Below are 15,371 nucleotides of genomic sequence, written 5' to 3'. Positions count from 1 at the left end.
GGATAAGGGTTGTTTTTTTGTCATTTTATATTGAATTTTTTTCTTATTTTCATAAAAATTGTTAATTATTGGTTCGCTTTGTTAAAAAAAACAATTCAAAAGTCTTGCTCCAACATTTGATGTTTTCTGCTCTTTTTATGGAAAAAATTCTTTTTATCGAGTAAGCGATTACAATTGAGCAAAGCCATTTAAAGGGGCGTGCGAGTATGTTACGATTGAAATCGAGTGTTTAAGAAAGAAGGGAAAGCTTTTGAAGCGGGAACATCTTTTACGTTGGTTTTTTTATTTTGTTGGATTGATTGTACTTGCTTTTGGACTATCGCTGACAGTGAAAGGAAAGATCCTTGGCATTGGTCCTTGGGACGCTTTTCATTATGGACTGTTTCAGCATTTTGGTTTAACTATTGGACAATGGTCCATCATTATTGGTGCACTCATTGTGACACTGACATCTGTTTTCACGAAATCTTTTCCAAAGATCGGCGCCCTGCTCAATATGGTGCTGATCGGCGTGTTTATTGATTTCTTTAATGCAGTATTACCTGCACCACATGGGTATTTACCTGCTTTATATGTGTTTATTACGGGCGTGATTGTGTCTGGGTATGGCGTTGGCATTTATGTCTCAGCTAATCTTGGCGCTGGGCCAAGGGATTCATTAATGCTGCTCATCTCAGCAAAAACGGGGCTGAACGTACAGTGGGTTCGAAATGGTATTGAGTTAACCGTGCTTCTATTTGCATGGATGCTCGGCGGACCAATTGGCATTGGAACGATTCTGACCGCCATCTTTACAGGACTCGTCCTTCGCTTTTCCTTGCCGCAATCAACTCGGCTTCTGCAGCTGCTCATTACAAAAACAGCGGAGAAACCTGTTCAAACCCTTACCCGATAAGAACAAGCCATTCTATGAAAAGAATGGCTTTTCTTGTGCAGACCAACTTTACCCTTCTATTGAAAAGGATGCTTCGCAAGGTGTTCATCCAATGGTACAATAAATGTAAAAAATTGAGGTCCGTTATGAAGATTTTCGCTATTCAATTACAACCTTTAGATGATAAAAATGCACGAAAGCAAATAGAACAGCTGAAGCCTTTTGTGTCACTTGAAAAACGCGCCGCCGCTGAGCGCTTTCGTTTTTTGATCGATGCAAGAAGAACGCTGTTAGGTGAGGTACTGATTCGTCACATCATTCATGAGATGTACGCACTGCCTATGGAACAGATCATTTTTGAAACAGAAGGGAATGGAAAGCCTGTTGTCCGGCAAATTCCTTCTTTTCATTTTAATCTTTCTCACTCTGGTGATTGGGTCGTGGGCGCAGTAGATGATGCGCCTGTTGGTATTGATATTGAAGAGATTAAACCGATTGATTTAGCCATTGCCGAGCGATTTTTTTCAGCTGACGAATATCAAGATTTACTCTCACAGCCGGCAGAACGGCAGGAAGCCTATTTCTTTCATTTATGGTCCATGAAGGAGGCTTTTATCAAGCTGACAGGGAAGGGAATATCCTATGGTCTTTCATCCTTTACCGCTCGCTTGTCAGAGGATGGACAGGCTACTTTGAGATTACCTGATCACGAAGCCCCTTGCGTTGTCCAAACATATTCACTTGATCCTGCCTACCAAATGGCAGTTTGTACAAGAAAACCCGCTGCGGCTGAGCACGTCGAGATACTCACTTGTGAGAACATGCTGTCTCGCCTTAATAACGTGTGATTTGTTGAAGTGATGACTTTAGCAAATCGACGCCTCGTGCGATTTCCTCTTCTTTTACATGCCAAATGTTCAGCTGAAGTATAGGCTCCTTTTGATAAGTAGAAATGAAATGGCGGTCAATCGGCTGAACCATCACAGAAGCCTTTTTTAGCTGCTGAATAAGCTGATTCATCGGAATGGACCGGTCGACACGAACGTGGGTATGGGTAGCTGGCTCCTCTTCTCCCAGCTCATAAGCGCCTTGATCATTTTTCAAACAGGCCACAAGTTGTTTGGATCGAGCTCTATAGGTCGCCTGCATCCTTTCTCTATGACGCTCAAACATCCCGCTTTTCAAATATATTTCTAAAGCAGCCTGCGACAGCATCGAGCTGTCGATATCAATCAGCCGTTTATGTTCACTGAAGGGGCCAATCAGCTCGTTTGGTAAGACGACAGCACCTGTTCTAAGCCCTGGAAAAATGATTTTTGAGAAGCTTTTTAAATAAATGACCTTCCCCGCCTGATCATATGAATAGATCGGGTCTCTTTTTGTATCGAATTCTAAATCAGCCAAATAATCATCTTCAACGATGTAGACATCATATGCTTCGGCAAGGGCTGCAATCGCTATTTTTTCTTGTTTCGACAGACTCGTTCCAAGCGGGTTTTGAAACCTTGGCATCGTATAGAAAAAGCGAATATCCTCCTCTCGGAAGATACGCTCCAATTCCTGAAGATCGAGTCCTTTTTCCGTACGCTGAATCCCCCGGACAGGCAGCTGGTTTTTCTCTAAGTATTGGAGGAATAGGTGATAGCCTGGCTGTTCGACCAATATGGTCTGTTTTCCATTCGGAAACGGGATGGTGCTTAAAATCGATAAAGCCAGCTGAATACCAGAGGTCATAACGATCTGTTCTGGAGAGGCAAACACTTGATAATCCGTTAAACGCTTTGAAATGATTGGCAGTAAAGATGGTAATCCATTGGTGGTGCCATAGATAAATAAATCATTTTGATACAGATCAATCGCTTGATTGATGCAGTGCTGAAAATCGACATATGGAAACACAATGGGATCAGGCGCAGAGGAAGCAAAATCAATCCATGTGCTGCCCTTCTTAACGGCTGACTGATTGGTTTTCACGACAAAATAGCCACTTCTTTCTACAGAGTACAGCAAGTGTTCACGCTCTAACGTGTCTAGTGCTTTTATGACAGTGCTTTTGCTCACAGCATAATGAGCCGCTAAGTGACGAATGGATGGAATTTTCATTCCAGCATTGTATTCACCGCTCTCGATTTTGTTTTTTATATTCAACACAAGCTGATCATATTTCCTCACAGCACTACCCTCCTTGTACCGGTACAGATATCAATAACTCTTATTGTACACTTTACTTGACCCGTTTACGATAAAAAGACAGAACCGGTCAAATTCAACTGAAGCATGCATGCTCGTGTAAGGAGAATTCTGATGGATATGTCAAAACAAAAAGCGTATGCTGCCTCAATCGCATACGCCTGTATTATTGGTTTTTCATTCTTGTTTGTCAAAGTAGCCTTAGCATCAGCGAATCCAATTGATGTATTGGCACACCGATTTACTGTTTCTTTCGCAGCTGCTCTTTTGTTATTTCCATTTTTACGAAAAAAGTACCGTTTTTCCATTCAATGGCGTGATCTTATTTACATTGTGCCATTTTCCTTGCTTTATCCTGTGTTGTTTTTTGCATTTCAAGTGTGGGGGCTGATGTTTACCTCTTCATCAGAGGCCGGCATTATTCAGGCGACCATCCCCATTTTGACAATGGTGCTTGCAGCATGGTGTTTAAAGGAACGTCCTACCTCGATCCAAGTGCTGTTTACCATTCTTTCTGTGTCCGGGGTGATGCTCCTCTTTGTGGTGAAGGGAATTGATGTGAAACATTCTCATCTCATTGGTTATGTGCTAATCTTACTTTCAGCCTTATCATCCAGTGCCTATAGCGTATTTGCCAGGGTGATGACACGGCGATTCCATGTCATTGAACTGACTTTCGTGATGACATTCTTTGGATTTGTCTTCTTTAATGCTGCTGCTCTCATTCGGCACTCGGTAAATGCTACACTACCGCAGTTTTTCAGTCCGTTTACGCAGCCATCCTTTGTATGGTCTATGCTCTTTTTAGGCATTCTCTCATCACTGCTCACAGCGTATTTATCAAACTATGCTCTTTCCCACCTTGAAGCAGCAAAGGTGAGTATCTTTAACAATCTTTCTGCTTTCATTACCATTGCCGCTGGCGTGCTTATTTTACATGAAACGATTGATATAGTTCACCTCATCGGGGCTGTGCTCGTCATTGGCGGAGTGATTGGCGGAAATGTGGTGAGGAAGGGGAATTCATCACAGAAGAACTAGACAAAACTAACAACAAAACCATTTATTGTCTTGTATTTTTTTGTATAATAAGGAGAGAGAACCTTTCCTTATTATACAAACTAAAATGGACGTGTTATGAGTGCATATATTTATAGTATTTACAAAGATATTGATCCTCAACGAGTTAAGAGGCTATCAACGTAACAGACCTTATTTATATGTGTTATTTGCGATGAACTACATACTAGCACCACTCTTCCTAGGTGGACTGCTTGCGTTTTTTATCAAAAACGTATCAATCATCTACATCTCATTTTTCATTTTTTTAACAACGATTCACCTTGATAAAAGTCTAATGCGAATCTTATTTTCTTCAGATAAAAAACAGATGGCCATCCTGAAATTGAATATGGACCAATATATTTTCGGGAAAGATATGAGTAAATTTTTCAGTGTCATGATTGGTTTTATATGCTTTTTTTTAGGTTCTTTCTGCATGACTTTAAACACACATGTTTTGTATCATTCTTTTATTCTTGGAGCCTTAGGCATTAGCTCGTTATTATTCGGATATTTACTTAGATTGAACTTATTATTACTTCTTACTAGACCTAGAGTCTTATCAATCACACCCATGATTCAATACATCACCACTGGGGTCATTGCTGCTTGGATGTTTTTTGTTTTTAAATTCGAATTATTTTCTATTCCTTTTTCTAACCAATTGGTGCTTACGCTTGCTGCTTTGATCTTTCTTACTAGTCTTATTTTGTTAATCAATTGGAAAAAGAACCTTAGATATACGCCTATCTTCCATTCAGAGGAGAAGGATAGACATCATCAAAACACAACATCAAGATCTTTCGATCATATTTTATTTTTTGAAATCACCCTTCTTTTGAGAAACCCTCCAATACAATGGTCGGTTTTACTATTTATATTAACAATATCTGGTGGTCTATTTACTCTCATTCTGTATGGTGTTCATACAAACCAAATCGAAACACTGAATATAGAAAATGATTTTTTGTTTATCTTTAGTGTGATATTCCCTATGATTTTTATTTCTAACGCCCTTCAATCTTATGTCTCTTTTGATGTTGATGGTCCCATTATTCCTTTAAAACATAGGTTACCTCACTTTATAAAGAACAAAATAAACTCTAAGTTGATATTATCCGTTTTATTACATATGTTTTTTTGTATTGTATATACTATCTTTTCTACTTTTACAATAAATGTAGATCACCCCTTTTATGTAATATTTACTTTGTTAGTTAGTAGCGTTTTAATAGGCGTATGCACAGTTGGTTCTACTGTTCTATTTCCTTATTTTAAATGGGAATATGTGTATCAAGTTCCTAGCACACTAAGCAAATTAACATTAAACCTTTGCTTCAGTTTCATTTTAGGCTTATCCGTTATGTCCTCATATAACCTAGCCTCTTTTATTGCGGCAAATACGATCATGATTGTTTGTACAGTGATCATCATCGTCATCATGTTTTTATTTTGGGATAAAACGATTAACAAAAACTGTCAATCAGTTAAAACATTATTCGAGTGAGGGATTGTATGCTTTCAATTCATGATCTAATCAAGGAATATACAGAGTCCAACTTCAAAATATCAATTCATGAATTACATTTTCATAAAGGCTCAATTGTTGGATTATTAGGCAAAAATGGCGCTGGAAAAACAACCATTCTTGAAATAATCGCGGGGTTGATCACACCAGATAAAGGTGAATTGATCATACAAAAAAATATAGCAAATGGTTTTTCAACTGTCGGTTACATGGAAGATGATCCAACACTTTTTGAAAACTTAACATGCTTCGAATTGATTAAATATCAATCCATGTTAGTTGAACAACCGTTAAATAAAAAACAGATTCAACATTTATTAGAAAAATATGGGCTTGAAAAACAAGCCCATATTCGCTCTTCTTCTCTATCCCGAGGGATGAGGCAGAGAATTTCTTTTATATTAACCACCTTACACAATCCAGCTATTATCTTATTAGATGAACCATTTACCGGTCTAGACCCAGCAAATATGACACTTATGAAAAGACATCTAAGAGAATTTAAGGCTCAAAATAAAACGATCATTCTTTCTACGCACATCCTGCAATTTGCCGCTAACTTATGTGACGAGATCCTTTTTATAAATGAAGGACAAATCGTTCATTCAGAAAAAAAACCTTCCGAAGAAATATTTGATGAAGTGCAGCTTGAAAAAAGATTCTTTGAAACGTTATCCTAAATAGCAGTTTCTCTGCGTTTAAAATGATATTCAGCTATAGAAAACAACGGCCCTCGTTTGACGGGGCCGTTGTTTTCTTTTATTGGCTGATGAATTGCCTTTTTGTTGTCTGCTCAATGACATGCCTCATATGTTCTGCGAACTGCTCGAGGTGTGTGTTGATATACATGTGGCCTCCTTCGAAATCAGTGCGTTCGATGGCGTTTGCCCATGTTAGCCAGCCGACTGCGTCTTCCATACATTTTTTATCTTGCTTTCCGTTCAATAAATAAACGGGTGATTCAATGATTGTTTTGTCTGTATGCTGGAAGGATTCTAATGCTTGATAGTCGGCACGTAAGGATGGTGTAAAGTAATCCATCATTGGCTTATTCTCTAACAATTCTTTTGGAATCCCGCCCATTTCAGCGATATGCTGAACAAATGCTTCATTCGATAAATGGGTCAATATTTGTCTTTTTGTTTGTGGCGGCTGAATGGCAGAAATGACAACTGCTGCCGGATCGATGCCTTCCTTTTCTAGCAGCTGAGTCAGCCTGTACACCACAAGTCCGCCCATGGAATGTCCGAACAAAATAAATGGACGGTTTAATTTGCCTGTCAGTCCTTCTTTATACAATTCAGCCAACCGGTCAATGCTTGACTCAAGCGGCATGAGGTTCGTTCCATGACCCGGAGGCTCTGCTGCTGTCACTTCGGCCGTGTCCTTCAGCTTTTCAAAGAGCGGACGGTAAGAGGCGGAATATCCGCCTGCAAAAGGAAAACAAATAAGCTGAATCAGATCTGATTTTTTTTCAAAGGTTTTAAATAATTGGTTCATACGTCCTTACCCCTTTACGATCGTTTCAAGAATCTGCGCAAGTTGATCTGCCTGCGGTCTTTTCATCATGGTCACATGGTCGCCTTTTATCTGAAAATACGAGCACGTTTCTCTCGTGTAAGCTTCCCAATCGGCAAATTTCTTCTGGAAATCTGTGGCGTGATCGCTGCTTTGTATAATATAAAACGGCACAGAGAATGGGTCTTTTTCTAATTCAATGGCTTGTGACATGATGGTATTATGTGTCTGCATTTGCAAGTATTTATCTAAATAGTGATCATTCATAAATTGATGAACGACTTCATCCTTTTCTGCTTCTTTGAGAATTTTCTGCTTCACTTCTTGGAAGCTGAGCCCTTGTAATGCTTCTGGTTTGATGCCGACGAGGTTCCCCATACCCAGAACGAGGGCCAGCATTTTCACTTCTTCTTCGTTCATATCGGCATGAAGCGCTTGATCTGCCTCATCTCTTAATACCGGAACCGTATCTAAAATGATCAATCCTTTTGGCGCTTTTCCTGCATGACAGAGTCTCTGATTCATTCCGTAAGCAAGATGTCCGCCCATGGAATGCCCGGCCAAATAATCAATGCCTGGTCGATAGAATGTCTCAATGGCTTCAATAAAAATGGTGACAAGCTCTGTATAATGAAGGAATTGTGGTTCTTCATCCTCATACAAGCCTGGAGACTGCAAGGCGTAAACAGCTCCTTCATGTGTCATGAGCTTGGCCACATCGATATACCCCATCACCGTTCCACCAGCAGGCGGTGCAAAGAAAATTCTCGGTTCAGCCGGATCCCCTTTTTTCAACTCGATCACATAGTCTTTCGGGGCTCTTTCGACAGGCTCGCCTGTTTCTGGCATTGTGTCCAAATATGCCGCTAACTGCGCTGGCGCTGGGTGCATGAAAATCCATTTCGGATCAACACGGACACTTTTTTCTTTTAATTTGGCAACGGCTTGAATACTCATAATGGAATCTCCACCTAAATCAAAGAATGAATCATGAATTCCTACTCGTTTGACACCAAGCACTTCACTGAAAGCTGTCACAATCAGCTGCTGTGTTTCTGTTACCGGTTGATCGTCTTCATGTGAGGATGAGACTGCGTCTGTCGGCTCCGGCAATGCTTTTTGATCGACCTTCCCATTCGTTGTGACGGGAATTGCGTCAAGTACGATAAAGTAACTTGGAATCATATAGCCTGGCAGGCTTTCCTGTAAAAATGCTTTCCATCCGGGAACAGGCTCTCCTCCATCTGTGACAAGGTAGGCTGCCAGCCGTTTTGAGCTGCCGTACGTTTTAGCAATGACGGTACATTCTTTTACTTGTGGATGTTTGAGCAGGGCTGTCTCAATTTCTCCACATTCAATTCGGTAGCCTCTAATTTTGACCAAGTTGTCTTTTCGGCCAAGGTATTCAATACTGCCATCAGATCGCCATTTCCCTAGGTCACCGGAACGATACAGTTTGTCCCCTTTTAATGCCGGGAATGGATTGTCAATAAACCGCTCCTGCGTGCGCTCTGGGTCATGCAGATATCCTTTTGCCAGCCCTGTTCCGCCGATATAGATTTCTCCTTTGACACCTGTAGGTACTGGATTGAGATGATCATCAAGTATGACAACCGTTGAGTTGGCGACTGGCACACCGATTGGTACTGATCTTGCATCCTCCGGTACATGTGTGACTTGATAAGTGGTCGCTAATGTTGTGTTTTCTGTTGGACCGTAAGCATTGATCAGCACACCCTTCATATGTGGCAATGCCTTTCGTGCATGCTCACTAGACATGGCTTCTCCGCCAACGAGTAATGTACGGTATCCAGCCACACTTTTTGGATCATGCTCAATCAGCCGGTTGAATAATGCAGTTGGCAAACAGTTGGCTGTGACTTGATGCGTTTTGATTAAACGAGTTAATTCGTCCATATTCAGAGCAGCATATTTCGGGATCAGAACCAGCTGACCGCCATTGAGCAGCATTCCCCATAATTCAAAGGTAAAGGCATCAAATGCATAGTTAGACAGCTGAAGCATTTTATCTTCTGAACCAAGCTCAATATAGTTTGTTTCTTTCACTAAGCGGACCACACCTGCATGAGGAAGCATCACGCCTTTTGGTGTGCCTGTTGAGCCTGAAGTGTAGTTAACATAGGCAAGCTGGTCTTCTCCTACAATCGATTTTTCCCTTTGATACACTGCGTCTGTTTCTGGTAACGGCTTGTCCATTTCAATCTTTGTGCCGCTCAGATCGTCTAAACGATTGATCAGATGCGACTGGGTTAAGATGATATCGCTTTGTGTATCGCGAACGATCAGACCGATGCGGGCATCTGGATACTCAGGTGACATCGGTACATAAGCAGCACCCGACTTGACGATCCCTAGAACTGAGACCATCATGTCAAACGAACGATCAAACAGCATCGGGACAAGTGAACCTGGTCCAACGCCCTTTGACTGTAAATAGGCAGCCAGTTTTGTCGCTTTCTCGTCTAAATCTTGATACGTCATATGCTCTTCCATATAAGATACAGCAATCCGGTGCGGGTCACGCTGCACTTGTTCTTCAAATAATTCTTGCAGCGTACGCTTTGGATAAGGCGTGTCAGTTTGATTTTTCCCTATGATCATGGCATTCTGTTCTGTTTTGTCCATGACGCAAAAGTCAGCAAATGTCCGTTCAGGCTGAGCCGTCATGCCATCTAACAGATTGAGATAATAATTCATCATACGGTGGATCGTTTCTTGCTCAAATAAATCCGTATTATATTCCACATGGATAGACAGCTTGTCCTCCTGCTCAAATACATGCAAGGTGAGATCAAATTTAGAGACGGTATGATGGACCATCACTTGTTCCGATGTCAGTCCTTTTAGGTTGATATCCAGCGAATCAGTGACATACCCCATGGCGACTTGGAAAATTGGTGAACGACTTAGGTCTCTATCAATTGAAAGGTCATCCACAAGCTTGTCGAATGGATAATGCTGATGCTCAAAGGCTTTTAACGTCATTTCTTTCACCTTTGCCAGTAAATCGGCAAAGGTATCGGCTTTTGAAACGTCCTGTCTCAGCGCCAATGTATTGACAAACATGCCGACCAGCTTCTCTGATTGTTCGACATCACGCCCAGCGATCGGCGATCCAACAATGACATCTGTTTGTCCAGACAACTTGTGAAGCAGGACATAATAGGCTGACAACATCGTCATAAATAGTGTTGTCCCCTGCTGCCTCGACAAGGCATGTAAACGACGAACAAGCGATTCATCTATCACGATTTGCTCTGTAGCCCCATTAAATGTTTGAACCGGCGGACGAGGACGGTCAAACGGGAGCTCTAATACCGGCAACTCTCCTTGTAACGTTTCTAGCCAATAGCTCTGAGCCTTCTGGTGGTTCTTTAATTGCTCATTCTCCCAATGAACATAGTCGGTCCATTCAATCTCAAGTGCAGGTAGCTCAGGCATTTTCTCTGATAATAGCGCACCATACACGACTTCTAATTCTTGAATAAGCAGGCTGAGCGACCATGCATCGGAAATGATATGATGCTGCGCACAAAGCAAGTAATACTCCTCTTTCCCCATATCAACAATTGTCCACTGTGCAAGCGGTCCCCGTTCTAAGTCATAGATGCGGTTCGCCTCTTGCTGAATCAGCTGTTCCAATCTTCTCGCTCTTGTTTTTTCATTAAATAATGAGAAATTCGCAACGGTTACTGATGGCGGAAGATCTTCACGGATGACTTGAACCGGCTTGCCGCCAATGGTTTGAAATGTTGCGCGCAGTGCTTCATGACGTTTTGTTAAGAGACCGATCGCCTTTGTTAACGTTTGGATGTGTAATTGGCCCATCAGCTTCCAAGCACCTAATATATTGTAATGATGGCTCTTTTCTAATGTAGATAAGAACCAAATTCGCTTTTGAGCGTGTGACAGCTCATAGCTTGTTCGTTTTTCCAGCTTTGGAATGCTGGCTTCCTGAATGGCTGGTGCTCCATTGATGTCATCGACCATTTGTGCCAAGTGTGCCAGATTCTTGCTTTCAAACAATATTTTTAGCGGCGCCTTTAGTGAAAACTCATGATTAATACGTGAAATCGTTTGAGTGGCCTTTAATGAATGTCCACCAAGGTCAAAGAATTGATCCTCTTTGTACACACGATCGACTTCTAAAATATCCTCCCATATGGCCGCAAGCACCTGCTCTGTCTTCGTTTCTGGCAATTGCTTTTCAAACGGCTGTGCGTGTTTGTGATGGAACTGTTTGAGGGCTTCGTGATCAATAGAGCCATCTTGTTTTTTCGGTATATCTTCCACTTGCCTGATGTCCCATTTCCCCTCTATGATGCCTGTGATCTTGTCAGCATCCACTTCTTTGCCTGATTGCACCGTATAGTACAGTTTCTTTTCAAAATGTGGTATTGGTGCTGGTTGAAGATGTTCAGCAATTTCTTGATTGGCCCCATCTAGGCCGATAAATAGATGCGCTTCATTCAGCCGAACACCTAGACATAATGAATGGAGTCCTTGTTTTTTTCCAATCAATTGAAAGCCCTTGCGAACGGTTAGCGCAGCCCCAGTATGTCCCTTAGACAAACCAAGATTATCCCACATACTGAAATTCAACGAAATCGCTCTTCTTCCCTCATGATAGGTAAGGGCATGTGCGAGTCCATCTAAAAAGCTGTTCGCCGCAGAATATGCGCCAAATGTGGTACCACCAAAAAAGCCATTCACTGATCCAAAAAAGACGAGTGGCACTGACGGATCATGCTTGAAAGCTTCCTGCAGCACCCAAGCACCGTCTGCCTTCCCTGAAAGTTCTTTGACGAAATCTTCTTCTGTTGTATGAGCCAGTGTGTACGTATCCACATGCTGAAAGTGCTCAGATACATTGCCAGCACCGGCTAAATGAAGCGCTCCTCGGATCGACTGTCCGAAATGCTTTTCTGCTTCATAAATCGCCTGCTCGACGTCACATAAATTCGTCACATCGGCTTGTACATAAAGGACGTCTCCCAGATCTTTAAGTTGTGAGAATGACGCCTCTTTTTCTCTGTCTTCTTCAAGGGATGTCCGTCCAATTAACACGAGCTTCAAGCCAAATTGGACCATTTGCTTAGACAGTTCAAATCCAATACCGCCAAGCCCGCCAGTCAGCAAGTACAAGCCTTCATATTCTAAAAACCCTTCTGCCTGAGGTGCCATCATCATATTCACTTTTTCCAGCTTTGGTACGAGGCGCTGGCCATGCCGGTAAGACACTTCTGCTTTTAAATGAATCGCACCTAGTTCGTCCGCAATATGCTTGGCATCCTGTTCCACATTCTCCGCTTCAATATCAAGGTGAGACACTTCTGCCCCTTCCCATTCTTGCGGGATGGTTTTTAATAATCCGGCAAGAGACGTTTTCTCCACATGAAGCTCATCTTGCGGTTTTACAAATTGACCACCTTTTGTGACAACAACGAGACGCATCGGCTCTTTATTTTCTTGTCTCAATGCTTGATACAAATACAAAATGGATTGGCTAGTGCTTGCATTCAGTTCTTTGAACTGCGCAGGGCTCGCAATCATCTCCTTGTCTGACACATTCCACAAGTGGAGCATACGGTCAATTTTTAATTCATCGGCTTCAAGCGCCGCCACAAGCCTGACGTAATCCCCCTTGATTCGAGGGTTCATCTGATACATCCCTTTTGACAGGCGTAAAAATTCATGACCCTTTTTCACAGAAACATAAGGCAGGTTCATTTGTTCAAATTGGGCATAAAGCGATTGATAAAGCCCTTTTTCATCCTCAAATACGAGTACATGATCATTGGATACCGGCTGAGATGGACCGATATTCTCTTTTACCCAAATACGTTTAAAGAACCAATCTGGGAGGGTTTGTTCATTTTCCGAAGCAAGATCAAGTGCACGTTCAATGTCATGAAACACCCCAGCTTTCAGTGCCGCACCTAGTTGGGCACGTTGGATTTTTCCGCTTTCTGTTTTCGGAAATTGGTCTTTTTTCACCGGAATGATATGATCAGGTTCGATTCCCATTTTGCGAATGATGCTCTCTCTAATCTGCTGAATCATTGTGATTTGATCCTCTATCGAATCCTTCTGCGTAACAAAAAAGACGGCGAGTGTGTCATTACTTGATTCGGGATTGTAAATGCCGTACGCAGCGGCAAAGGTAACTTCAACCCCCTCAACCTCTTCCACAACGGCTTCAATTTCGTAATTCAAATAGTTCGCTCCGTTGATGACGATGATATCCTTTTCTCGCCCTGTGAGGACTAGGCGCCCTTCATGAATAAATCCTAAATCTCCTGTATGAAACCAGCCGTTTTCCGCAAATACTTCTTCATTGGCTTCCTCATTTTGATAGTAGCCCATCATAATCGTTGGACTCTTCACCTGCAAGCGGCCGACTTGATCTTCTGGCAGCACATGGTGATGCTCGTCTACAATCCGAATCCATACAGAAGGGATGGGTGCACCGACTTCTGTAAAGGTCATCTTGTGCGGATGATCGTGCGTCACATATTGAATCTCACTTGTTAATGAGGTCTGATCAATGGTCAGTTGTCCACCCTGATCATCATGACGCATGAATTCTTTTGACTGGACAATGGCTGATGATGTTTCTGACATGCCATAAGCCGGCACCATCGCATGGCGGCTTAATCCGTGCTCACCCATGATGTGCATGAAACGCTGCGTCACTTTAGGAACAACTGCTTCGGCGGCGTTCATGATATAGGTCAAGGTGGAGAGATCCCAGCTCCCTTTGCGAATGTCGTCTTCATATTCATTCATCATCGCAAAGGCAAAGTTTGGCGCCCACGTCCTTGTGACACCGTATCTTTCTACCCAATCCAGCCACACCATCGGCCGTTCGATAAATTGATCAATGGATGGACTAATTTGCTGGCAGCCGAGGTACACATCATGTACATGAAACATGACAATGCCCCCTACATGATCAAGCGGCATCCAGTTCATTGATACATCCTCATGCGTGAAACCATTTGCCTGCTCAAAGGAAATGATTCTAGATAAAATGCTTTGATGGTTGTGCCGGATACACTTTGGCACACCCGTACTTCCTGAGGACAGCAGCTGAAGCACAGGCTCATCCGGCTCTGGCTCATAATGCTGTTCATCTGGATCACAGGCAAGTAATGTTTCGATTGTTAAAATCGGAATCGCTTTTGATTCAAATGTTTTACGCAGTCCTGCAATGTCCTCAGCACTCGCTTCGTTTGTAATAATGAATGGCTCATTTTGCAGCTGAAACACGCCCTTGAGCTTGTTCACGCCTTGATTCATTTCATCATACACAGGCGGTACAGAGACTGGGGTTGGAATGATTCCACCGAGAATACAGCCCCAGAATACTGTGATAAAATCTTGATGATCTTTCAATTGAAGCAGCACTTGATCGCCGTTTGAAAGTCCGGCTGCCCTTAATCCAGATAGGACACGTTCCGCTCCTGTGAGCAATTCCGGGTAAGTCTGGATCACCTCATGACCGCCTTCTTTGAGATACGTGACTCCGCGATTTGGTGACATAAAGGCGGCTCGGATCAGTACCTCTGTCAATGTGACTGGTGTACCAGGTTTTCTGATCACATCACCTCCATAAACAAGAGCTGGTGGTTTTTCTTGTGCGGAGGATTGTATGGTTTGGCTGACTTCATCTTTTGAAAACGATTCGTTTCCATTTGTACGCTGTCTATCTGGGAAGAGGTCATCTAAATGATAGGGTGTTTGTTTTTCTGTCTGACTCTCTATCAAAACGGCTGCTTCCTCTACTCCATCTATGGCTTTCGTGCAATCTTCTATCTTTCTTCGTTCCTCTTCATCTAGTACATCAATGACAAGCAGCGCCTCGGTATCGATCGCTCCATTTTCTTTTCGCGGCAAGGAAGGGACTAGGACGAGTGCGGCTGGCACTTCATCAGGATGAAGCGGACCTTTCATCAAATCCTCTCTTGTCAGCGAAGGGTCCTTCGCTTGTGCAAAAAGCACAAGCGATAGGCCTCCTTCTTGATTTTTCTTCGGGATGAGCGCACATTCCTTTAGTGGAAAGTGAAGCATGAAGACTTTCTCTAATGCTTTGAGATCGATTCGTTTTCCATTGATCCTGACAATATGATTTGCTGCATTTCCTTTTCGTCTACTAACTAGCATTCTTCTTCTCCT

8 protein-coding genes are annotated in these 15,371 nt (G+C 42.4%); 5 read left to right on the top strand and 3 right to left on the bottom strand.

Annotated elements, in window-relative coordinates; translation table 11 throughout:
• Window positions 1–250: 250 nt before the first annotated feature.
• Both MHI41_RS02040 and MHI41_RS02035 read left to right on the top strand, forming a co-directional pair.
• Window positions 251–895, top strand: coding sequence for a YitT family protein (locus MHI41_RS02040; protein WP_007498187.1), 645 nt, complete (start codon window positions 251–253; stop codon window positions 893–895).
• Between the two features lie 125 nt (window positions 896–1,020).
• Window positions 1,021–1,722 (top strand): 4'-phosphopantetheinyl transferase superfamily protein, encoded by a 702-nt coding sequence (locus tag MHI41_RS02035; protein ID WP_282834093.1) that lies wholly within the window; start codon window positions 1,021–1,023, stop codon window positions 1,720–1,722.
• On the opposite strand, the gene MHI41_RS02030 is transcribed toward MHI41_RS02035, so the two are convergent.
• Complete coding sequence (locus MHI41_RS02030; RefSeq protein ID WP_282834092.1) at window positions 1,709–3,046, bottom strand: PLP-dependent aminotransferase family protein; 1,338 nt, start codon at window positions 3,044–3,046, stop codon at window positions 1,709–1,711. The two genes, MHI41_RS02035 and MHI41_RS02030, sit on opposite strands and share 14 nt — an antisense overlap.
• Before the next feature lie 132 nt (window positions 3,047–3,178).
• Here MHI41_RS02030 and MHI41_RS02025 point away from each other — a divergent pair, with 132 nt between their 5' ends.
• The 3 genes from MHI41_RS02025 to MHI41_RS02015 all read left to right on the top strand — a co-directional run bounded on the left by MHI41_RS02025 (window position 3,179) and on the right by MHI41_RS02015 (window position 6,334).
• Window positions 3,179–4,105: a DMT family transporter gene (locus MHI41_RS02025; RefSeq protein WP_342494492.1), complete on the top strand. Its 927-nt coding sequence runs from the start codon at window positions 3,179–3,181 to the stop codon at window positions 4,103–4,105.
• Window positions 4,106–4,298: 193 nt separating this feature from the next.
• A complete protein-coding gene (locus MHI41_RS02020; protein ID WP_268357060.1) occupies window positions 4,299–5,633 on the top strand; it encodes a hypothetical protein in 1,335 nt (444 codons plus the stop codon).
• A gap of 8 nt (window positions 5,634–5,641) precedes the next feature.
• The gene (locus MHI41_RS02015; protein WP_173407746.1) at window positions 5,642–6,334 is read left to right on the top strand and encodes an ABC transporter ATP-binding protein; all 693 of its coding nucleotides are present in this window, start codon (window positions 5,642–5,644) and stop codon (window positions 6,332–6,334) included.
• Window positions 6,335–6,413: 79 nt separating this feature from the next.
• Here the strand turns inward: MHI41_RS02015 and MHI41_RS02010 are convergent, their stop codons facing one another.
• Both MHI41_RS02010 and MHI41_RS02005 read right to left on the bottom strand, forming a co-directional pair.
• Window positions 6,414–7,154, bottom strand: coding sequence for an alpha/beta fold hydrolase (locus MHI41_RS02010; protein ID WP_317328597.1), 741 nt, complete (start codon window positions 7,152–7,154; stop codon window positions 6,414–6,416).
• 6 nt (window positions 7,155–7,160) lie between these two features.
• A complete protein-coding gene (locus MHI41_RS02005; RefSeq protein ID WP_342494491.1) occupies window positions 7,161–15,359 on the bottom strand; it encodes an amino acid adenylation domain-containing protein in 8,199 nt (2,732 codons plus the stop codon).
• Between the last annotated feature and the right edge of the window lie 12 nt (window positions 15,360–15,371).

Source organism: Bacillus sp. FSL M7-0307 (assembly GCF_038627835.1).
Lineage (GTDB): Bacteria > Bacillota > Bacilli > Bacillales > Bacillaceae > Bacillus > Bacillus altitudinis.
Note: the sequence above shows the minus strand (reverse complement) of the source record. Positions and strands in the feature narration are given on the sequence as shown.

Coding starts and splice junctions, on each gene's coding strand:
- MHI41_RS02035 (WP_282834093.1), top strand. CDS start 1,021: ATGAAGATTTTCGCTATTCAATTACAACCTTTAGATGATAAAAATGCA.
- MHI41_RS02025 (WP_342494492.1), top strand. CDS start 3,179: ATGGATATGTCAAAACAAAAAGCGTATGCTGCCTCAATCGCATACGCC.
- MHI41_RS02020 (WP_268357060.1), top strand. CDS start 4,299: ATGAACTACATACTAGCACCACTCTTCCTAGGTGGACTGCTTGCGTTT.
- MHI41_RS02015 (WP_173407746.1), top strand. CDS start 5,642: ATGCTTTCAATTCATGATCTAATCAAGGAATATACAGAGTCCAACTTC.
- MHI41_RS02010 (WP_317328597.1), bottom strand. CDS start 7,154: ATGAACCAATTATTTAAAACCTTTGAAAAAAAATCAGATCTGATTCAG.
- MHI41_RS02005 (WP_342494491.1), bottom strand. CDS start 15,359: ATGCTAGTTAGTAGACGAAAAGGAAATGCAGCAAATCATATTGTCAGG.